We start from the raw sequence: 22,727 nt of genomic DNA, 5'->3' as shown, positions 1-22,727 counted from the left end.
ACGTTTTGCAATAAAAAAAATCTTCTAAATTTAGAAGATTTTTTTATTTATTTTTTAAACTATTAACTGAATAACTATTTATTAAATCATCTTGTTCAATTAAGTATTTAAATTTATATGTGTTTGCTAACTCTTCTTCTGGATTTGTTGGATCAGTACCTGGATCAGTACCTGGATCAGTTGGGCCTGGTCCTTCTGGATCAGGTGTTTCTCCTCCACCAGTTGATTGTCCTTTATCGATTTTATCAATAAATACTGTTTCTTGATCGCTGTTATTCATTGCAGTAATTAATGGTTCAAATAATTCATCAATTATTTTTTCTGTTCAACCTTGTTCTGATGAACCAAAACCAACTTCTCAAGAAACTAATTTACCATTTCTAATAATAATAAACATTGGTACACCATTATTATTATTAAAATAAGTTTTTACTTTCTTTTTAGATTCATTGTATGCAATTTTATCGTTTATTCCAGTATTTCCAAAAACCTTAGTCTTATAAATTTCAGTTACTTCTTCAATCATTCAATCTAAGATATTTTTACTTCATTTTTCATTGAATTTATTTTGAACTTCCTCTGTTTTAAATTCTCTGAAATCCACTTTATTATTTAATTTTTCACCATAAGCTGTCATTGAATCTGGATAAATTGGTCCTTGATTAACAACTTTTTGTTCATAAGTTGTATTTAGTTCATTCATTTTTGAATCAAATTTGTCACTATAATCTTTTTTAGCATTATCAAAATCCTTACAATGTGGACAATCATCTGCTCCCATATATAAGATAAAAGACTCTTTATTGTCAATTCAACCTTTGAATTCATTAAATTTCTTGTTTGAACTACAAGAAATAACGGCTAAAGTTGATGTTCCAACTAATGCTGTTGATGAAATTATATTAAGCAATTTTCTCACTTTTCTCACTCCTAAATTACTATTATTATTTTACACATTTTTAAGCATTATTGCTTTATTTATTAAAAAAATCATAAAGATAAATATTTTTAAAAATTGGTATAATTTGGTTAATCTTAAATAAATGATTTTTTTAAGGAGAATATATGAAAGATAAATATATTGAGTTTGCGGAAATTTTTAAAACTCTTGGAGATCCTACAAGGTTGCAAATAATAAATATGATCTGCGATTGTGGATGTAGTAAGTGTGCACAAAATATTTTAGACAATTTAAATATAACGCAACCAACATTAAGCTATCATATGAAGATGCTTGAAAAGGCGGGATTGATAACTTCTTTCAAAGAAAAGAACTCTAAAGTATATAAAATTAATAGTCAAGTTATTGACCAATTAAAGCTGTTTGTTTCTGAAATTCAAATTGAAAAAAGTTTATTATTTTGTTCAAATTGTAATGAAAAAAAATAGAGTTCTTTTTTACAAGAACTTTATCTTTTATTTTCCACATTGACAATTTGTACAAGTACATAGTTCACAAGTACATAATGAATAAAATCCTAACATAGGGCCTCCTTACTTAAGATAGTTATCTATATAGATAACTATCTATATAGATAATACTACATATAACTCATAGTGCAACAGTGTTTTAAAAATATTTTAAAATACTAGTTTTTTTAAATAGTTTTTTTAAATAAAATCAATGAAAATTTAAAAAAAACCAAGAATTAATGTTTTTTTTTGGTATTATTAATTTGCTTATTATCTTAAAGACAGTACCAAAAGGAGGCTTAAGACTATGCGTGAAGGAGTTATTTTACGTTGTGCAACTTGCAAAGAAGAAAACTACATAGCAAAAAACGACAAAAGAAAAGAAAAGATTGAAGTTAAAAAGCATTGCTTTAAATGTAATTCACACCAAGTTCATAAACAAAAAAAATAGGGATAGAAAATACTTTTTATAAGGTTTTTTCATCCCTTTTTTTGTATAGTTATATATAAGGAGTTATTAACTATGAAAAAAGACTTATTAAATAAAATTTTAAAAGAAACAGATGCAGACGCAATTTTATTATATTCACCTCAAAATAGATATTGATTTTCAAGATTTCATTCTTCATTAGGATATATTTTATATACAAAGAATAAGTCTTACTTATTTGTAGATGGTAGATATATTACTGCTGCAAGAAACTCAAAGTTATTAATAAATATTGATGAAATAGTGGAATTTGGAAAATTGTATGATTTATTAAATAATAAAATTAAGGAAAATAGTGTAAAAACCATTGTATATGAAAGTGATTGAGTTTTTGTAAAAGAAGCTCAAATTTTTCAAAAGCATTTAAAAGCAGAAGTTATTTCACATAATTTTGATGCAATAAGAATGGTTAAAGAAAAATGAGAAGTTGATCAAATTAGAGGAGCTTGTGATATCACTCATAAAGTTTTTTTGGAAGTATTAGATTTTGTTAAACCAGGTATTAGTGAAAAACAATTAGCAAGATTTGTAAGTGATTCATTTTTAAAAAATGGAGCTGAAAAATTAAGTTTTGATACAATTGTGGCAAGTGGTGAAAATGGAAGTATGCCTCATGCAGTACCAACTGATAAAATAATTGCTGAAGGAGATTTTGTAACATTAGATATGGGATGTTACTATAATGGCTATTGTTCTGATCAAACAAGAACATTTGCTGTTGGAAATTCAAATAATGAAAAGTTAAAAGAAATCTATGAAATAGTTTATCAATCACAACAGTTAGGAATTGAAAGTATTAAACCAGGAATTAAAGGAAATGAAGTACATAAAATTTGTTATGACTATATAGAGTCTAAAGGTTATGGTCAATATTTTACTCACGGAACAGGTCATGGTTTAGGAATTGAAATTCATGAAGAACCTTATAATTCAGTTGCAGGAGATAAAACTTTGCAAGAAGGTATGTGTGTAACTGTTGAACCAGGAATTTATATTCCTGCAATTGGGGGAGTAAGAATTGAAGATGATATCTTAGTTACAAAAACTGGTTATGAATTCTTAACAACACCCTTGAGAGAATTACAAGTAGTTAAATAAAAAAGAGGGATATTCATTAAAAAATTAGAACATGTTGCTTTCATTTTAGATGGTAATGGAAGATGAGCAAAAGAACAAAATAAGCAAAGAACTTATGGACATAAAATTGGTATGGAAAATATTTACCCAACAATTTTGGATGCAAAAAACTATGGTATAAAATATGTTTCAATGTTTTGTTTTTCAACAGAAAATTGAAAAAGACCACAACAAGAAGTTAATTATTTAATGCAATTTCCATCTGAAATTTTTTCAAAAAAACAACAAGAAAAATATTTAAAAGAAGGTATTAAAGTTGTATGAATTGGTAGAAGAAATATAGTACCTGAAAAAACTCGAAAAACTTTAGAGGAAATGGAAGAAAAAACCAAAGATGCAAATCAAATTATTGTTCATATTGCTTTAGATTATGGCTCTTTTGAAGAGATGGAAAACTGTTTTAAAATAGTGTTTAATGATATTAATAGTAAAAAATTATCAATTGAAGATTTTTCTATTAATACAGTTATAGATAATTTATATACAAAAAATGCTCCTCAAATAGATTTATTAATTAGAACTGGTGGGGAAAAAAGATTGAGTAATTTTATGTTACTTCAATTAGCATATGCAGAACTATATTTTGTAGAAACATATTGACCAGACTTTAAAAAAAACGATTTAAAATTAGCTATTGAAGAATATAATAATAGAAATAGGAGATTTGGGGTTATTCAAGATGAAAAATAATAAAGATAAGAATGAGTTTGAAATGTCTGAAACAGTTGAAGTTACTCCAGATATAAATGATGAAATTGGCAAAAACCGTTTCAAACTTCCATCTGCTAAACGTAATTTTAAAATAAGAGTTCTCTCAACAATAGTACTTTTAGCATTGCTTTTAGGCTTTGTTGTTTCTGGAGCAATATATACTTCATTGAAATCTTATACAGATTTAAATGCTGAAGCTGCTTCATATACTTCAATCATTCTAACTGTTGGTTTACTATGAATATGTATGTTTGAAATGAATAAAACAATGGGATTTAAAAAATGATATTATCAATTGCTAATGAATATATTTGCTTCAGCAATATTTATTTTTCCATTAACTTTTCAAATGTATAATTTCTCATTCTACAGATCAATGAGTTTGGATAAATGATTACAAGCATGACAATTTCCACTTTTAGTTACAATTTATTTGATTGTGACAATCATAGTTGGATTTGCTGATAAAAAAATTGATGTTAAAAATTCTTTAATAAACTTTGTTATGACAATGATTATAATTATGGGATTAAAAGCATTTTCAATTTCTTCTTTAGGATTAGTAGAAACAATCAATCCAGAAACTAATGAAATTAAATTTAGTGCTAGATTCTCATTTGTTACAATTATTTGAATTTGAATGATGATTATTTTAAGTGATTCATTCCAATATATTGGTGGAATGAGATTTGGAAAAACCAAATTAAGTCCAAATATAAGTCCTAAAAAAACTTGAGAGGGTGCTTTAATTGGACTTGGAGTTGCTGCAGGTTCTGGAATTATTTTTGCAATGATTTTTAAATTTGCACCACCACTACAAAACTTTCAACCATTAAGAGAACCAATGCAATCATTGGGTGGTCAATCAATTGCTCTTGAAATAATTGTTTATATTTTATTGGCAATTGTCTTTCCAATAATTGGATTGTTTGGAGATTTATTATTTTCATGAGTTAAAAGACAAGTTAATATTAAAGATTATTCAAACCTAATTCCAGGTCATGGTGGAGCTTTAGATCGAATGGATTCAATATTATTTTCATTATTTATATTATTTATCTTTATTAGTAGTGTTGCCTAATTAAAGTGAAAAATATTGTATTATTTGGAGCTTCAGGAAATATTGGTCAACAATGCATAGAATTATTGCAAGAAAATAAAGATAAATTTAATTTAATAGCTTTGAGTGTAGGTGAAAATGATTCAAAAATTGAATCTTTTTTGCTTTCTTTCCCAACAATTAAAAAGGTATATTCAAAGAAGGAATTAAACTATTTAAAACTAAAATATCCAAAAGTTGATTTTTTAACAAATAATATTTTAGATATTTTTAGCGAGGATGATGAAATAGTTATTAATGCTTTAAGTGGATTTTATGGTTTACAAGTTACATTAAAAACAATTGAAAATAATTTAGTATTATTAAATGCTAATAAAGAATCATTTGTTACTGCTGGAAACTTAATAAATAATATGTTAAAAAAAAGTGAGACAAAAATATATCCCTTAGATTCGGAACATTGCGCAATTTTTCAATGTTTGGAAAAAGAAAATCAAGCAAAAGTTTTATTTATAACAGCATCAGGGGGAAGTTTCAGAGATTTAACTTTACAAGAAACTAAAAAAGTAAGTTTAGCCAAAGCATTAAAACATCCTAATTGAAATATGGGGTCAAAAATAACTATTGATAGCTCAACAATGTTTAATAAAGCTTTTGAAATCCTTGAAGCTTATCATTTATTTGGAATTAAAAACATTATAACTTTATTACATCCTCAATCAATAATTCATTCAATGGTTGGTTATAATGATGGGTCAATAAAAGCACAACTTTCATTACCTGATATGAAACAAGTCATAAATTATTTTTTACACTTTCCTAAAAAAAATTCATATTATAAGCAAAAAGAAATGAATTTTAATGATTTAATAAGATTAGATTTAAAAGAAATTGACCAAGATAGATTTAAACCAATTAAGTTTGCTTTACAATGTTTGGAGTTAAATAACTCAAAATCAATTACTTTAAATGCAGCAAATGAAATATGTGTTGAATATTTTTTAAAGGAAAAAATAGATTTCTATCAAATAACTGAAATAGTTGAAAAAATATTTAAAGAATGTGAAAATATTGAATTAATAAGTTATGAAGAAATACTAAAATATGACAAAATTATTAGAGAAAAAACAATTAAAAGAATTGAGGGATAAATATGAATGAAGTTAGTAGTGGAATAGTAGTTCTAGCTTTCTTTATAGGAATAGTGATTATGCTTTTATTAATTACTATTCATGAATTAGGACATTTAATTCTAGCTAAAGTTGCTAAAGCATATGTCTATGAATTTTCAATTGGATTTGGTCCTAGACTTTTTGTTATCAAGGGCAAGGAAACTTGAATCTCAATAAGAGCATTTCCTCTAGGAGGATATTGTTCAATTGCTTCAGATAAAAGTGACCCGCCAAAAGATAGAGAAGATATTGTAGTTCCTGATGAAAGAAAATTAGATTATATTGCTAGATGAAAGAAAATGTTTTTTATTTTAGCAGGACCTGCTATGAATTTATTTGTGGCCTTACTTTTATTTACAACAATTTTTGCAGCGGTTGGTGCTAAAAAAAATGATATGACTTATTTTGGAGCAATTTATGATCAAAATAAAATAGCTGCACAAGCTATTTTAGAAACAGAAACAGAAAATAATATTAATTATATTGGTCAAGAATATATCATTTGAGGATGAAGAATGACAGCAACAGAAGAAGAATCAAAAGAAGTTATTCTTTTTGATAATATTTGTAGTGATTTAGAAAGTACGAGAGAATGTAATGCTAAAATAAATGAAATTGATAATCAAAAAGCTGTCAGTTATAAAAAGACAGTTTATAATTTCATTGATAATTTACCTCTTTCAAAAGATAAAGAGAATGTTAAAATTCAATTTATGTATAAAAAAGTTGATCCGTATAGTGGAGTTGCTTTAAAAAATTATGAGCAGGGAAAGTTAACACAATTAAAGTACTTTGAACCAGCAAGTAGTATTGGAATTAGTGCTCCAAGCAGAATTTATAAAACAACAGCTCAAGCATATGGTGCTGGTTGAGGTGAAACTTTTAAGGCTTCTATTTCAATTTTAGAAGCTTTTGGAAATATATTCACAGGTAAATTTTCAAATCTAGTAGGACCAGTTGGAGTTGCTAAACAAACAGCAACTTTACTTTCAAGTCCTGAACAGTTCTTTATTTATGTTGCTACAATTAGTGCAAATCTATTCATCTTAAACTTAATTTTCATACCACCACTTGATGGATATAGATTGCTTGAAAATTTTATTGAGATGGTTATAAGAAAAGAATTGCCAACAAAATATAAAGTAATTGTTAATGCAACAGGAGCTATTTTATTTTTAATATTATTTATAATGATAACAATTAAAGATTTCATAGTATAAGTATATAAAAGGGGGAAAATAAATATGCATAAACAAATTAAAGATCTGTTTGATAGTCTAAACGTTTTTTTAAATTCAGATGAAGAAGCATATTTTGAACAAGCCCATTTTTATAAAGAAGCAGAGTTTAGTCAAAGTGCAAATAAATTAAGAGTCTTTATTAAAATTAAAGATTTTTTACCAATTCATTTATTACATAAAATTGAAACTATTATGTTAACAAATACATTAGTTTCTACAAAATTAAATTTTTGAGTAGAAAATGAATTATACTCAAAGGAACTAATTTGAAACCATATTGAGTATGTCAAAGAACAAAAAGCAGAAGTAAAAACAGGTACTATCAAAATTCTTTCACCATCAAATGTTGATTATATTGAAAAACATAGAATGGTATTTTTTAATGTATCAAATGAAACTGAAAAATCACTTTTAGAAGAACATAAGCAATATTACAAAAATAAATTATTAAAATATGGTTTTAGAGATATTGATTTAGAAATTAGAGTAAAAGAAAATTTAGAAAATGATGTATTAGAATCAATTAGAGAAAAGTATCAAAGGGCAGCTGAATATATCCCAGATACTCACAAAAGTAATTTTGAAACTCAAAGTTTCTCATCATCTGTAAAGTATAAATATAAATCAAATAATGATATGTTAAATACACCAACCTATGAATCAATAATTGATTTGGAACAAGACGCTCAAAATGTAACAATTCATGGAGAAGTTATTTCTAAGAATGTTAGAAAATCAAAAGCTGGAAGAAATGTTTATAATATTGCAATTACTGATGGAACCTCATCTGTAATGTGTATTTTCTTTCAAAGAAATAATGACCCAACTTTTTTTGATGAAATAACAGAAGAAACAAAAAGTAGTTTAATGGGCTTTGAAAACCAAATTATAAACAAGGGTGATTGAGTTTCATTTAATGGAAACTTCAATTATTCTTCTTTTGATAAAAGTTATATTTTTTATATTAGTAAATATAAAAAAATTGAGTCTAAAACAGTCTATAGAAAAGATGAAGCAAAAGTTAAAAGAGTAGAACTTCACACTCATACAAAAATGTCAGTTATGGATGGTGTAAGCAGCGCCAAAGATTATATTGAGTGTGCAAAAAGATTTGGATGAAAAGCAATTGCAATAACAGATCACTTAAATGTACAAACTTTCCCTGATGCTTATTATTCTTTATTAAATGTTAATAAGGGAGTAAGCGATGAAGAAAAAATTAAATTAATATATGGAAGTGAACTTGTCATGTTAAATGATGAGTCATGAGTTGTAAAAAACCCAACAGGTAAAAAATTAAGAGAAGCTAAGTTTGTTGTTTTCGACTTAGAAACAACTGGTCTTTCTCCAGAATTTGATGAGATCATTGAATTTGGAGCTAATGTATATGATTATGCAAAGGGAACTTCAAAAAAATATGATATTCTTATTAAACCTAAAAAGTCTTTAAAAAAATTTACAACTGATTTAACGGGTATTACAACTGAAATGTTAGAAGATAAAAATTCAATTGAAGTAGAATTTAAAAATATAATGGATATTATTGAAGATGGTATTTTAGTTGCTCACAATGCCAATTTCGACTTTAATTTTTTGCAAACTTTTGCAAAAAAACTTGGTTATGGAGAATTAAAAAATACAATTATAGATACATTGTCATTGGGAAGGCTTTTACAACCAAGACTAAAAAATCATAGACTTGGAACTGTTGCAAAGGCTTATCAAATTCTTTATGATGAAAAAATTGCTCACCGTGCTGATTATGATGCAGAAGTATTAACTAATATGTATGAGCATATGTGAACAGAGGCTAAAAAAATAACTCCAATTGATATTGACAGTGATTGAAATAAATTTAATAAAGAGAAATATGAAAATGAAAACTTTAGAAGAACAAGGGGTTATCATATAAATGTTTTAGCAAAAAACCAAAAGGGTTTAAAGGAATTATATAAGTTAATTTCTCACTCGCATACTGAAAGTTTTTTAGGATCCCCAAAAGTCTTTCAATCAAAAATTTTAGAAGTTAGAAATGGAAATAATATTTTAATTGGAAGTGGTTGTGTTAACGGACTTGTTTTTGAAAATGCTAGAACAGGTACTTTTGAAATGTTAGAAAATGCTATACAATTTTTTGACTATATTGAAATTCAACCTTTAAGTGTTTATAAGAAATTAATTCAAACAGAAGATTTGACTATGGAAGAATTAAAAAATATTATTCTTAAAATCATTGAAGTTGCAAAAAAATTAAATAAACCAATAATTGCAACAAGTGATGCTCATTATGTAGAACCAGAACTCAAAAAAATTAGAGATATTTATATAAACACAAAGGGATTAGGTGGAGCTTATCATCCTCTTTATGACTTCAAGCAAAGAGTTAAAGATAATCCAGATCAACATTTAAGAACAACAAAAGAAATGCTTGAAGAATTTAAGTGATTAGAAAATAGTGAACTAATTAATGAAATTGTTCTTGATAATCCAAATAAAATTGCTGATATGATAGATGAAAATATAATTCCAATTAAAACAGGATCTTATCCTCCAAATATTGAAAATGTAGATAAATTATTAACAGATGAATGTTATAAAAATGCAAAAGTTCTTTATGGAGAAGAGTTACCTGAAATTGTAAAAGAAAGATTGGAAAAAGAGTTACTTTCAATTATTAAACATGGTTTTGCAGTTGTTTATTGAATTAGTCACTTACTTGTTAAAAAATCAAATGAAGATGGTTATTTAGTTGGTAGTCGTGGTTCTGTAGGAAGTTCATTTGTAGCAACAGTTGCACTTATTACAGAAGTTAATCCACTAAAACCTCACTATAGATGTATAGAATGTAAATACTCTGAATTTAAGACCCCACAAGAAATTAAATGTGGTTATGATTTACCAGAAAGACAATGTCCAAAATGTAATACAAAATTATTAGGTGATGGTCATGATATTCCTTTTGAGACTTTCTTAGGTTTTGATGGTGATAAAGTTCCAGATATTGATTTAAATTTCTCAGGAGAGTATCAACCAATAGCTCATAATTTTACAAAAGAAATTTTTGGAGAAAATAATGTTTTTAGAGCGGGGACAATTTCTACTGTTGCTGAAAAAACAGCCTTTGGTTTTACAATGGGATATTTTGAAAAGCAAAATATGGATTTTGATTTAATTAGAAGAGCAGAAATTGAGCGATTAGCAGCGCTTTCTACTGGGGTTAAAAGAACAACAGGACAACATCCTGGGGGAATTATTATTCTACCAAAAGAATATGAAATTGAAGATTTTACACCAGTAAATTATCCAGCAGATGATGAACATAGCGATTGAAAAACAACTCATTTTGATTTCCATTCAATTCATGATAATTTATTAAAAATGGATATACTAGGTCATGTTGATCCAACAGCTTTAAGAATGCTTTATGATTTAACGGGTTTTGATCCAATTAAAGTTCCAACAGATGACAAAGCAGTTTATTCTTTGTTTTCTGAACTATCAGCTTTAAATATTGAAGCTGATTCACTTTTGGGTGAAACTACAGGAGCAATTGGGCTTCCTGAATTTGGAACACAGTTTGTTAGAAATATGTTAAAAGAAACGAAACCAAAAAATTTTGCTGATTTAGTACAAATATCAGGATTAAGTCATGGAACAGATGTATATGTAGGAAATGCACAATCCCTAATTAAAGATGGAGTAGCAAATATTTCTCAAGTTATTGGGTGTCGAGATGATATTATGGTTTACTTAATGGCCAAAGGTTTAGATTCATCTACTTCTTTTAATATTATGGAAAGTGTTAGAAAGGGAAAAGGGCTTTCAAAGGAATGAATTAATCTTATGAAAGAAAATAATATTCCAGAGTGATATATCAATAGTTGTTTAAAAATAAAATATATGTTTCCAAAAGCTCATGCTACTGCATATGTTTTGATGGCATATCGTGTTGCTTGATATAAAATCTATTATCCAGAGGAATACTATGCTGTTTGATTTTCAACAAGAGCTGATTTTTTTGATTTAGAAACAGTATTAAAAGGAAAAGAAGCAATAATTAAAACAATGGAAGATATTAAAAGTAGACAAAATAATAAGTTGCCTGTAACGGCAAAAGAAAATGCAATGTTAACAATTTTTGAAGTCGTCTTAGAGATGCTTGCCAGAGGAATAGAAATTACAAATATTGATTTTAATATTTCTGAGGGAGAAAGATTTGTTATTATAAAAAATGATGAGGGAAAGAAAATATTAGTACCTCCATTTAACGTAATTGATTCACTAGGTTTTGCTGTTGCAAATTCTATTGTAAATGCTCGAAGTGAGAGGCAAATAACAAGTGTTAGCGATTTAAAATTGAGAACCCAAGTTACTCAAACTCAAATTGTAATTTTTAATAAATTAAAAATTACAGAAAAATTGAAAGATGATGAACAACTTTCATTTGACTTTTAAAATGAAAATCATTATCTTTTTTTATTTATTAACTTAAAATGCTATAAAATTAATTTATAAAAGAGGTAAATATGTCATTAGAGATTATTAAAAATAAATATTTAGAAAATATAAAAGAGATTCTTAAGGAATGTGACTTTTTACTTTATGAACTCAATATTGTAAATGATTTTGACTCAAAAGTATTACAAATTCTAGTAGAAAATCAAGAAATTAGTAAAAAAAATATGGATTTTGACTTATTAATAAAAGCTAATGAGAATATCTCGAGTTTTTTGGATAATATTGAGGAATTAGATGATACATATATTTTGGAAGTAGCTAGTGCTGGCGCTGAAAGAAATGTTAAATCATTTGAAATATTAAAACACAATATTGGTAGCTTCTTTTATTTAACAGTAAAAGAGCCTATTGAAGTATTTACAGAATTTTCTGGAACTTTAACTGAAATTAAAGGTGATGAATTATTGTTTAGTTTTTTTATTAAAGGAAGACCTAAAAAAGTTAATTTAAAATGATCAGATATTGAGTTTATAAGATTCGCTGTTAAATTTTAATTTAACTTTTTTTATTTTTTAAGCGATTAATTAAATGGTGATAAAATTGGAATATAAATTTTCAATACAAAAAAGTGAAAATGACTGTGGCATAGCAGTATCAACAATGTTAATAAATTATTATCATAGTAAAAATTTTGGAATTGAAGAAGTAAAATTTGATAATTCTTTAAGTGATGCTATGTTGAGTTTATATGATATGGAGCAACTTTTAAATAATTATAATATTGAGATGACTTCTTATGCGTGTAATTATGAAGAGTTTAAAACTATCGAAATTACAAATCCAATAGTTTTAAATGTTTTAAATAAAGAAAAAAATGAGCATTTTATAATTGTCTATAAAAAAAGAAAAAACAATTATTTAGTTGCAGACTCCAATTTGAAAGATCTAAAATGATTGAGTGAAGAGGAAATAGAAAAGAGTTATCAGGGCTTTTTATCCTTAACGAAACCATATAATAAAATAAAGTTTAAATCAAAAACAATTTTGAGTTGATTTACTTTTATTAAACAATTTAAAATAGAAATATTTATGTTATTTTTAATATCAATTTTCTTAAATTTACTGATTTTAATTACAAATAATTTTTTAAAAATATATATAGATAATATTGCAATAAAAAACAATCAAGGAATGAAAATCCTTTTTTTAATTTTCTTAGTGGTTTTTATTATTCAAGTCTCAATCTCCTATTTTATAAATAAAATAATTTTTAGTATTAAAACAAAAGTAAGTAAAAAAATATTTGTTCTATTTAAAAGTAAAATGATAAATTTGGATATTGAAAAGTTTAACTCTAACTCCAAAGAAGAATGAATAAAAAGGCTGGAGTATATAAATCTATTATCTGAATTTGTTGTTAAATCTAGTATTTCTTTTCCTTTAGGTTTAACTCTTTTTTTAATGTCATCTATTTTTCTAATTTTAATTTCTCCTCTAATATTAACTTTGGTTTTAATTCAAAATACAATATCTGTTTTTCTTTCCGTATTTTTATTTTTTGTTTTAAAGGAATATAAAATAAAAAAAGAAAGAGAGTTAATTAATTTTTCTTATAGTTATAGAGAAATCTTAGATGGGTTTGAAGAAATAAAATATAAAAATATTGAAGAAGAGATAAAATCAATCAACTATAAAAACTTTAACTCTTCTGTAAGGCAATCCAAAAGTATTTTTAATCTAAATAATAAAGCAGAATTAATTTTTTCTTTATTAAATAAAATATTTTTCTATTTAATATTTTATATTTCTATAATATATATAAATCAAAATAAATTTAGTGTAGCAGACTTACTATTTTATACTTCAATAAGTTTTTATATAAATATGTTTTTCAATCAATTAACAAGTTACATAGTTGATATGCAAGAAATAATAATCGCAGATAAATCATTAAATTTTATTTTTTTAATTGAAGAGGCTGAAAATGATTATATAGATATTAAGGAAATAAAAACTATTGAAGCAAAAAGTTTATATAGTTATAAATCTGATAAATGTGCTTTAAATAATTTTAGTTTTAAATTTGATAAAAATACATTTGTTCATGGTAGAAGTGGAAGTGGCAAAACAACTCTGTTAAAAATATTATCAGGGCATTTCAAAAAGTATGAAGGAGAGGTTATACTAAATAATATTACTAGCTCTAATAAAATTAATATAAAAACTTATCAGAAGAAAAATATTTATTTAGGTCAATATGATTTTTTATTTAAGGGAACAGTTTGAAATAATATTCAACAGTTTAAAAATAAAATAAATTTAGATATAGTAGAAAATTTTAAAATAATAGAAATATTAGAAAGAAATAATATAGATATAAATAAAAAAATTTATGATAATGGAATAAATCTTAGTAAAGGTCAAAGGCAAATTATTAATTTTTTGAGTTTATTTTTCACCAATAAAGATTTATATTTAATTGATGAGCCTTTAAGTAATGTTGATAAACATACTGCGTATTATTTATTTAAGTTATTTATGGAGTTAAAAAAAAGTTCTCTAATAATTATGTGTGATCATGATATTGCATATTCTAAATATTTTGAAAATAGAGTAGAGGTGATTTAATGAAAAAATATTTGAGAGTTCATTTCTCTCTATTATTTATACTAGTGATATTTATTATCTGTTTAGTTTTATTAAAAAAACAACAAATATACACTGGTTCAGTTTTTATTCAAGAATACATTGATGAAGATGGGACTATTAATGCTGATTTATATTTAATTAGCAATAATAGTTTGAATATAACTCTAATTGATTATATAATTTTAGAAACTAATCAAGGAAATATGTATGTTTATTCTTCTAGTCTGGAGTATAGTAACTCTTTAATCAAGATAAGCATAAATAATATAGGAAGTATAAAATATCCTTCAAATAATGTTTTAATATTTGGAGAAAAAATATCATTACTTTCTTATTTATTATCAAATGTTTTCTAAAAAAGAGGAGTTATTATGAAAGATTTATTAGAATTTAATTACAATACAGATGAGCATTTAAAATGTTATGAAGTGCTTTTTAATAAATTATTAAAAGCTGCAAAACAAATATTAGATATTAATCAAAGTCTTAGTTTTTCAGTAAATTATATTGATGAAATTAAATCAAGACAACTTAATATGGAATATAGAGAAAAGGACTATGTAGGAGATGTAATTTCATTTCCTATTGATGATGATTTTGGTATATATAATCAACTAGATTTTAAAGAAATTGGTGATATTTTTATAACATTTAGTGAAGCTAAAAATAAAGCTTTAAAATATAAGCATAGTATTGAATTTGAAATGGCTTGATTATTTGTTCATGGACTTTTACATATTTTAGGATATGACCATGAAATTAGCATAGAGGACGAAAAGATTATGTTTGATTTGACAGATAGAATTTTAGATAAAGAAAATATCAAGTATAAAATGTCATTTTAATGGCATTTTTTTAAATGTAAAGTATAATAATAAAGCAGAAAAGGTGTAATAATATGTCAAGAAAAAATGATATTAAAAAGAAATCAAAGGTTGGTACAAGAGTAAAAAATAAATTTGCAAATGCCGCTAGAGGTATTTTTACTGCTTTTAGAGAAGAGTCAACATTAATTGTCTATCTAATTATTGTTATTTTTGCAATTGGATTAGGTATTTGAATTGGTTTAGATACAACTCAATGATCTATTGTTATTCTAACAATTGGAGTATTGACAGGGTTTGAATTTGTTAATACGTCAATTGAAAACTTTGTAGATTTATTAAGTTTTGAATATAATATTCAGGCAAAAAAAATTAAAGATATTTGTGCAGCAGCTAGTATTATTAATGCACTATTATCTGTTGTTATTGGTTTTTTGATATATTTACCAGCATTAATAACAACTATTGAAAACTTATTTAAGTAAAATGGAGAAAAAAGATGAATTTAAAAAAAGATGAAGTATATGAAGAATTAAAAATATTAAGGGAAAACGCTTATGTACCTTATTCAAATTTTAGAGTAGCTTGTATTATATATTTGAAAAATGGTCAAAAAATTAAAGGTGTTAATGTTGAAAATGCAGCATATAATCCATCAATTTGTGCAGAGAGAACTGCTCTTCCACAAATGATAACTCAAGGTTATAATAAAAATGATGTTAAATTAGTAGCACTTTATACAGATTCAGAAGGATTTGGTTCTCCTTGTGGAACTTGTAGACAAACACTTTCTGAATTACTTTTAGAAAATCAAGAAATATGAGTTTATAATAAAAAAGAGTTTATTAATTCTTATAGCGTTAAAGATTTTCTACCATATGCTTTTTCAAGCAGAAATATTAGTTAAAAGTTTAAATTAATTTAATGAAAAATAAAACTAGATGAAAATCCACTAAAGTAGGATTATAGTTTTTTTAATATTTATATAAAAAATAATAATAAGGGAGGGTATTAGTATGTTTTATAGAAATAATGATTTTTGAAATGAAAAAGGAGCAGAATATATTTCTTCTTATCTAAATTTAATAAAAATTAAAAACTCAAAAGAGGAAATTTTTGAATTAATTGTGGAAAACGATTATACAGATGAAGAATTATTAGAGGAATTTGATATAGAATTTTTAAATCATATTAAAGCTTGAAAAGTAGTTAGAAAAATGGTTTTAAAAATAAAAGAATATCAGAAAAGTTTTAAAGATGGATTCGATGAATTAATTCTTGAGGAACTAATAGAAATATATGAATATTTAGATACTAGTAAAGAATATTCATATATGTTTAAAGGTGATAATGATAAAAGTAAAGAGTTTTTAAAAAAATTAAAGAAAATTATTGAAAAACTAAGTGTTGTTGAAACATTCGATTCTGTATTAGAATATTTACTGGCGGCAACATTTGATTTAACTTCACGTCAGTTTCTTGGTAAAAAAACCTTCTTATATTTTTTCTGATTATTCCAAGCTGCTATGATTTCTAGAAATCATGGAATTGCTGTTTTTGAAGAAAAGTATGAATTAGATAGAATTTTAGAATTAAGTGAACAAATTGTAATTTATGCAAGACAAAATAACTCAAGAAATTTTTCATATTGTTCGGAATTTAGAGAATTTGTCTCTTTATGTAGAGATAAAATTGAAATTTTTTCTAATTATGAAAGACATAACTACGAATAAAACTATAAATAAAAAATAAGAGGATATGACTATAAACTATTAATAAATTAAATTTTTTTAGTAGAATATAGTTTTTTTATATTTAAAAAAATTTCCAATATATATAGAAATGATGGAAATTATATGCTTAAATCAATTTGAAGCAATAGCTTCAAAAATAATACAAAAGTGGAGATATTATTGAGAAAAAATTCTATAAATTTAACTGAATATTTAAAAAATATATAGAAAGAGGAAACTTATGACTAAAAATAATTATGATATTTGTATAATTGGTGCTGGAATTATTGGAGCATCAATTGCAAGAGAACTATCTAAATTTAAGCAGAGGGTAATAATTTTAGAAGCTAATCCTTCTTTTGGTTTGGAAACTACCACAGGAAACTCGGGATTAATTCATGGAGGCTTTGATCCAACTCCTGGAAAATTAAATGCAAAGTTGAACTTATTGGGAAGAAAAAGATATAAAGAAAACTGATTTAAAGAATTAGATTTTAATCATAAGTCTGTTAACTCATTAGTTTTAGCTTTTAATAAAGAAGAAGAAAAACATCTTGATATTTTAATGGAACGCGGTTTTAAAAATGGATGTACAAATGATGAAATAACTTTGATTGATAAAAAAGAAATTCAATTACTTGAGCCATTTATAAGTAAAGAAGTAACAAAAGCATTATTATGTACTAGTTCTTTTATTATTAATCCAGTAGAATTAACCGGTGTACTTCTAAAAAATGCTAAAAAGAATGGAGTAGAAATTAAATTTAATCAGAAAGTTGTTGCCATTAAATATAACAATAACCTTTTTGATATATCATCTGAAAATACAAATTATAAAGCAAAGATTATTATAAATTGTGCAGGTCATTTTGCTGATAAAATATCATCTCTAAGTGGATATAGTGATTTTCAATTATCAACTAAAAGAGGTGAGTATATAGTTTTAAAAAAAACTAAGGAAAATCAAGTTAATAATGTTTTATTTATGGTCCCCACAATTCATGGCAAGGGAGTGATCGTCGCTAAAACATTAGAAGGAAATTTATTAGTAGGACCAACTTCTGAAGATAATGTTTCTAAAGAAGATATTAATTTAATAACTGAAGAAAAATTTAATCAAATAAAGGAAATAGGAAAAAAAATAATGCCGTCATTGGATGTGTCGAAAATAATTTCTAGATTTGCAGGGTCTAGACCTATTTATAAGGAAACAGATGATTTTTATATCAAATATGCAAAACTTAATAATAAGTTTATAAATGTAGCTGGAACAAAAAGTCCAGGTATTTCTTGTGCTCCATCAATTGCTGATTATGTAATTAATATGGTTAAAGAGCAAATGAATTTAGAACTAAAATTAAATTGAGATAAATATGAAAAAAATATTCTATTTTAATATAAAGATTATTTATAAAGTATATTAAAAAAACATTCTAATATATTAATATTTTTTATTGTAATTTACTAATAAAAAGTGAAATATTTCAAATATTTCTTAACTTTGTATGAAAGGAAAAATATAATGGAAAAATATATTGTAACTTTAGATGAAGGAACAACTAGTGCAAGAACTTTGGTTATTAATAAAAATGGGGAAATAGTAGCTTCAAATCAAAAGGAGTTTTCTCAAATTTATCCTCAAGAAGGATGAGTAGAACAAGACGCAGTTGAAATTTGAAATACTCAAAGAACAACATTGGTTTCTGCATTAAATTCAAAAGATATTACTCCTGAACAAATAGAAGCAATTGGAATTACAAATCAAAGAGAAACAGTGGTGGTTTGGGATAAAAATACTGGTAATCCAATTTACAATGCTATAGTTTGACAAGATAGAAGAACTGATAGTTTTTGTATTGAATTGGCAAAAACTCATAAGGAAATGATTAAACAAAAAACAGGATTAGTAATAGACGCCTATTTTTCAGCAAGTAAAGTAAAATGAATTTTAGATAATGTAAAAGATGCTAAACAAAAGGCCTTAAATAATGAACTATATTTCGGAAATATTAATACATGGCTTATTTGAAAATTAACTGGTGGAAAGGAGTTTTATACTGATCATACAAATGCTTCAAGAACAATGCTTTATAATATTTCAACTCATGAATGAGATGATGAATTATTAAAAATATTTGATATTCCTCTGAGTATGTTACCTAAAATTAAAAATAATAGTGAAATTTATGGTTATACTTTTCCTGAACTATTATCTAAAAATTCAAATCATAAAATAGCAATTGCATCTTCAATTGGTGATCAACAATCTGCATTATTTGGTCAAATGTGTTTAGAGTCTGGTGATATTAAAGTTACATTTGGTACAGGAGCATTTATTGTAATGAATACTGGTGATAAAAAAATTGATTCAAAAAATGGATTATTGACAGTGATTGGTTATTCAATAAATAATAAATTTACATATGGTTTAGAAGGGTCAGTAATGATGGCAGGAGCTACTTTACAATGATTAAGAGATGATTTAAGAATAATATATAAAACACAATTAAGTGAGTGATATTCAGAACAAATTAATGATGATAGACAAGTTTATTTTGTTCCAAGCTTTTCAGGTTTAGGTTCTCCATATTGAGATCCTTATTCAAGAGGTGCCATATTTGGTCTTGATAGAGGTGTAAAAAAAGAACATATTATAAAATCTGCTCTTGAATCAATTGCTTTTCAAGCAAATGATGTTTTAGAGGCAATGAGAGATGATTCAAAAATAGATATAAAAAGTATTAAAGTTGATGGCGGAGCTTCAAAAAATAATTATTTAATTCAATTTCAATCTGATATTTCAGAATCTGAATTAATTAGACCTAAAAATGTAGAAACTACAGCAATGGGAGCAGCGTATTTGGCTGGTCTTGCTGTAGGCTATTGAAAGGATATTGATGATATTAGAAAAAAATGAAAAGTAGATAAAAAAGTTGAACCAAAAAGAGATGCTTCAAAATTAATTAAAGGGTGAAAAGAAGCAGTTTCAAGAACTAGAAATTGATTAAAAGATATTAACAATTAGAAAATTTTAATAGAGTACTTAGTAAATATAAATTTTATTCCTAAGAAAGGATGAAAATATGAATTGATCTGTATTGATATTGACAGAACTATTTGGTACGGCCTTACTAATTATTTTGGGTAATGGTATTGTGGCAAATGTAGTTCTAAAAGGAACCAAAGGTAATAATAGTGGATTTTTGGCTATAACTGTAGGGTGGGCATTAGCTGTATTAACAGCAGCCTTAATTGCTAACGCTTTTGGAGGAGTAGCACATTTTAATCCAGCTGTCACAATTGCAATTGCTATTTCTGATAAAAGTAAGAACTTAGGTTTTGGAGATTATGTGGGACTTTCACCAGTGACGCTATTCTTTTTAGTAATTTTAATTCAGTTTATAGGAGCTATGGTAGGTCAACTAATTGTTAATTTCGTTTATTATAAACATATTAAAAATACTTTAAATTCACTTAAAGTTGAAGACCAATCGAATGTTCTTGCTATGCACGCAACAATTCCAACTGAAAGAAACCCCTTATTTAATTTTGCTATGGAATTTTTAGGAACAACAGTTTTGATAGTTGCTATATTATCTTTTGGAAAATTTGCAAATGGAAATGGATTGCCAAACTATTTTGCACCAATATTAGTTGGAACAACAATTTTGGCAGTTGGTTTATCACTAGGGGGTACAACTGGTTATGCCATTAATCCCTTTAGAGATTTAGCTCCAAGAGTTGTTCACTCATTGATGCCCTTTAATAATAAAGGAACATCAGATTGAAAATATAGTTGAGTACCAGTATTAGCTCCATTATTAGCAGGAGTTACAGTAGGTTTATTATTCTTAATATAATTTATTAAAAAATAATAGTAATTATATTTTAAATATTTCATAAAACTTACTATAAGAAAATATGTGTAATAAAACTAGGTTTTTACCTAGTTTTTTTATATAATTTTATAAGATTAAAGGGAGAAAAAAGATGATTAGATTAGATACAATAGTAACTGATGTATTAGCTGCAATTGGCTTATTTATAATAGTATTTTCTCCTTTGATTTTTTCTAAAATTCAAAGAAAAATTTTGAATCAAAGATTACATACATCAATAGATGGCGAAAAGCTATTTGAAAAACTTAAATATGATCTTAAGTTATCAAAACTAACAGGAATTAATAAAAAAAGACTTTACAAAGATATTGATTATGCAAAGACTATTTTTAGAGGAGCTATGGAATATAACTCAAGAGAATTAGTTTGATATTTTAATGAATTATATGCAAAAACATACATTCATAAAACTATTAAGAAAAAGGCTATAATTTACACATGAGTTTGAATAGTAACTATTGGAGTTATTATGGGAGGCTCATATTTAGATATTCTCTCATGACTATTTGATATGAAAAGACTTAATTCTTCATCAGGGATTGTATCAATTTGAATATTATTTTTCTGTGCAATGGGGTTTAGTATCTTTATTAAATATCTAGAATTTTTTAAGGTAAAAAAAGTTATAAATGATGAAGTTAGACAAATAAATTTAACTAAGAAGGAAAAAGTTTGGAAAGACTATTTAATAATTTATTGAGTATCTTGTTCAGTTCCTTTTATTGGTTTTGCATTAATTTTAATAAATATTTTATTTATGTAATTATTTTTTTAAAGAAAAGGTGGTGAAAAGATGAAAAAGACTGATTTACTAATTAGAGGAAAATTAGGAGAAATGATTACAAAAAGGTTTCTAAAATCAAAGCATGTTAAAATGGTTTCTGAAGGGGATTATATTGCAAGATTAAGAGCTTGTTGTAAAGTAATCTACAGTATTCCAATTCAAGCAATCTGAATTGGCTTTTTCTTTTATGCACGTATTATTGTTCAAAATCATGTTACAAATACACCATCAATACCAGAAAGTGAATTGTGATTGTATACTGATCAAATTAATGTTTTAAATACTTTTATTTTGATTCAGTCATATCATCTTTTTATAATGGCCTCTGTTTTAATTGTTATGCTTAATATGACCATGTCTCGAGGCACTTCGGTATTTACAGCAATATTTAATATTTTGTATATATCTGAAGCACTTCTTTATGGTAGTTTCTTATTCATTCTTGATTGAGTTGGTTTACTTCATAAATTTCAAAATCCACAAGAATTATTAATGGCATTAAGAACTCAATGATTATGAGTTATTGCAATATTTATTGCAGTCTTTTCTTGATTACCTTTAAAATCAGTTTTTGCAGATGTAAATATGTGAAATAGAGAATGAATTAGAGTTGATCGTTATAGAAAAACTGAAGATAGAGAAAATGGTTTTGTATTTAAAACTTGAGTAACACCTGGAGAAATTAGTGCAAGAAGATTAATGATCTCAACAGGATGGTATCTAATATTTACAGCAAGTATTTTCCATTTAATGGATATATTTGCAAATACACAATTTAATGCTGTAAAATATGTTTTATTAGTTGCAGGTTATATTATCTTTTTATCTGCCTATGTAGTACCATATAATAGTTTAAGTTTAATTTTTTATTGAACTAACTTTATATTCTTATTTTCTTTTACAGTTTATGGTTTATACATGGTTCAAAATGTAGCATGACAATGAACAATGTGATATTTGTACTTATATCTATTATTAATAATTCCTTGTATAATTTCGTTTAAATCAGCTGTAAGATATACTTGAACAATTAAAGATAAAGAAGAAATTAAGGCAGTTGTTTTAAATATGTTTGAAAGCGAGAGTGCCTTTGAACAATTTATAGAAGAGCGCGATAGTAAAGAAGTAGTTAAACAATCAGAAGATACACTTTAGG

General features: G+C 25.4%; 21 protein-coding genes. 20 read left to right on the top strand and 1 reads right to left on the bottom strand.

Annotated features, from left to right (window positions below):
- Positions 1-43: 43 nt before the first annotated feature.
- Entirely contained in the window at positions 44-919 is an 876-nt protein-coding gene (locus AACL15_RS04050; RefSeq protein ID WP_339033696.1) for a lipoprotein, read from the bottom strand.
- 146 nt (positions 920-1,065) lie between these two features.
- On the opposite strand from AACL15_RS04050, the gene AACL15_RS04045 reads away from it, so the two are divergent.
- The 20 genes from AACL15_RS04045 to AACL15_RS03950 all read left to right on the top strand — a co-directional run bounded on the left by AACL15_RS04045 (position 1,066) and on the right by AACL15_RS03950 (position 22,726).
- Positions 1,066-1,389 carry a metalloregulator ArsR/SmtB family transcription factor gene (locus AACL15_RS04045; protein ID WP_339033694.1) on the top strand — a complete coding sequence of 108 codons (324 nt, stop codon included), beginning with the start codon at positions 1,066-1,068 and terminating at the stop codon, positions 1,387-1,389.
- Between the two features lie 331 nt (positions 1,390-1,720).
- Entirely contained in the window at positions 1,721-1,864 is a 144-nt protein-coding gene (rpmG, locus tag AACL15_RS04040; RefSeq protein WP_053946403.1) for a 50S ribosomal protein L33, read from the top strand.
- A gap of 72 nt (positions 1,865-1,936) precedes the next feature.
- Positions 1,937-3,001, top strand: a complete 1,065-nt coding sequence (locus AACL15_RS04035) for an aminopeptidase P family protein (protein ID WP_339033692.1) — start codon at positions 1,937-1,939, stop codon at positions 2,999-3,001.
- A 9-nt stretch (positions 3,002-3,010) separates the two neighbouring features.
- Entirely contained in the window at positions 3,011-3,730 is a 720-nt protein-coding gene (uppS, locus tag AACL15_RS04030; protein ID WP_339035094.1) for a polyprenyl diphosphate synthase, read from the top strand.
- Positions 3,720-4,832 (top strand): phosphatidate cytidylyltransferase, encoded by a 1,113-nt coding sequence (locus AACL15_RS04025; RefSeq protein ID WP_339033690.1) that lies wholly within the window; start codon positions 3,720-3,722, stop codon positions 4,830-4,832. Before uppS ends, AACL15_RS04025 begins: the two co-directional genes overlap by 11 nt.
- Positions 4,833-4,837: 5 nt before the next feature.
- Entirely contained in the window at positions 4,838-5,962 is a 1,125-nt protein-coding gene (gene dxr, locus AACL15_RS04020; protein ID WP_339033688.1) for a 1-deoxy-D-xylulose-5-phosphate reductoisomerase, read from the top strand.
- Between the two features lie 2 nt (positions 5,963-5,964).
- Positions 5,965-7,203 carry an RIP metalloprotease RseP gene (rseP, locus tag AACL15_RS04015; RefSeq protein ID WP_339033686.1) on the top strand — a complete coding sequence of 413 codons (1,239 nt, stop codon included), beginning with the start codon at positions 5,965-5,967 and terminating at the stop codon, positions 7,201-7,203.
- A 24-nt stretch (positions 7,204-7,227) separates the two neighbouring features.
- On the top strand, positions 7,228-11,679 hold the full coding sequence (locus AACL15_RS04010) for a PolC-type DNA polymerase III (RefSeq protein WP_339033684.1): 4,452 nt from the start codon (positions 7,228-7,230) through the stop codon (positions 11,677-11,679).
- Positions 11,680-11,750: 71 nt separating this feature from the next.
- Entirely contained in the window at positions 11,751-12,236 is a 486-nt protein-coding gene (locus AACL15_RS04005; protein ID WP_339033682.1) for a hypothetical protein, read from the top strand.
- A 46-nt stretch (positions 12,237-12,282) separates the two neighbouring features.
- Positions 12,283-14,310, top strand: a complete 2,028-nt coding sequence (locus tag AACL15_RS04000) for an ATP-binding cassette domain-containing protein (protein ID WP_339033680.1) — start codon at positions 12,283-12,285, stop codon at positions 14,308-14,310.
- On the top strand, positions 14,310-14,687 hold the full coding sequence (locus tag AACL15_RS03995; protein ID WP_339033678.1) for a hypothetical protein: 378 nt from the start codon (positions 14,310-14,312) through the stop codon (positions 14,685-14,687). Before AACL15_RS04000 ends, AACL15_RS03995 begins: the two co-directional genes overlap by 1 nt.
- A 15-nt stretch (positions 14,688-14,702) precedes the next feature.
- Positions 14,703-15,176 carry an rRNA maturation RNase YbeY gene (gene ybeY / locus AACL15_RS03990; RefSeq protein WP_339033676.1) on the top strand — a complete coding sequence of 158 codons (474 nt, stop codon included), beginning with the start codon at positions 14,703-14,705 and terminating at the stop codon, positions 15,174-15,176.
- Between the two features lie 53 nt (positions 15,177-15,229).
- Positions 15,230-15,640, top strand: coding sequence for a diacylglycerol kinase family protein (locus AACL15_RS03985; RefSeq protein ID WP_339033675.1), 411 nt, complete (start codon positions 15,230-15,232; stop codon positions 15,638-15,640).
- 14 nt (positions 15,641-15,654) lie between these two features.
- Positions 15,655-16,062, top strand: a complete 408-nt coding sequence (gene cdd / locus AACL15_RS03980) for a cytidine deaminase (RefSeq protein WP_339033673.1) — start codon at positions 15,655-15,657, stop codon at positions 16,060-16,062.
- 109 nt (positions 16,063-16,171) lie between these two features.
- Positions 16,172-16,888, top strand: a complete 717-nt coding sequence (locus tag AACL15_RS03975) for a hypothetical protein (RefSeq protein WP_339033671.1) — start codon at positions 16,172-16,174, stop codon at positions 16,886-16,888.
- A gap of 241 nt (positions 16,889-17,129) precedes the next feature.
- A complete protein-coding gene (glpO, locus tag AACL15_RS03970; RefSeq protein ID WP_339033669.1) occupies positions 17,130-18,284 on the top strand; it encodes a type 2 glycerol-3-phosphate oxidase in 1,155 nt (384 codons plus the stop codon).
- A gap of 126 nt (positions 18,285-18,410) precedes the next feature.
- Complete coding sequence (gene glpK / locus AACL15_RS03965) at positions 18,411-19,913, top strand: glycerol kinase GlpK (protein WP_339033667.1); 1,503 nt, start codon at positions 18,411-18,413, stop codon at positions 19,911-19,913.
- Between the two features lie 58 nt (positions 19,914-19,971).
- Entirely contained in the window at positions 19,972-20,748 is a 777-nt protein-coding gene (locus AACL15_RS03960; RefSeq protein ID WP_339033665.1) for an MIP/aquaporin family protein, read from the top strand.
- Between the two features lie 130 nt (positions 20,749-20,878).
- The gene (locus tag AACL15_RS03955) at positions 20,879-21,550 is read left to right on the top strand and encodes a hypothetical protein (protein WP_339033663.1); all 672 of its coding nucleotides are present in this window, start codon (positions 20,879-20,881) and stop codon (positions 21,548-21,550) included.
- A gap of 30 nt (positions 21,551-21,580) precedes the next feature.
- Positions 21,581-22,726: a hypothetical protein gene (locus AACL15_RS03950; protein ID WP_339033661.1), complete on the top strand. Its 1,146-nt coding sequence runs from the start codon at positions 21,581-21,583 to the stop codon at positions 22,724-22,726.
- The last annotated feature ends 1 nt before the right edge of the window (position 22,727 follow it).

It is taken from the genome of Spiroplasma endosymbiont of Cantharis rufa (assembly GCF_964019665.1).
GTDB lineage: Bacteria > Bacillota_I > Bacilli_A > Mycoplasmatales > Mycoplasmataceae > Spiroplasma_A.
This window is presented reverse-complemented; position numbering and strand designations above follow the sequence as displayed.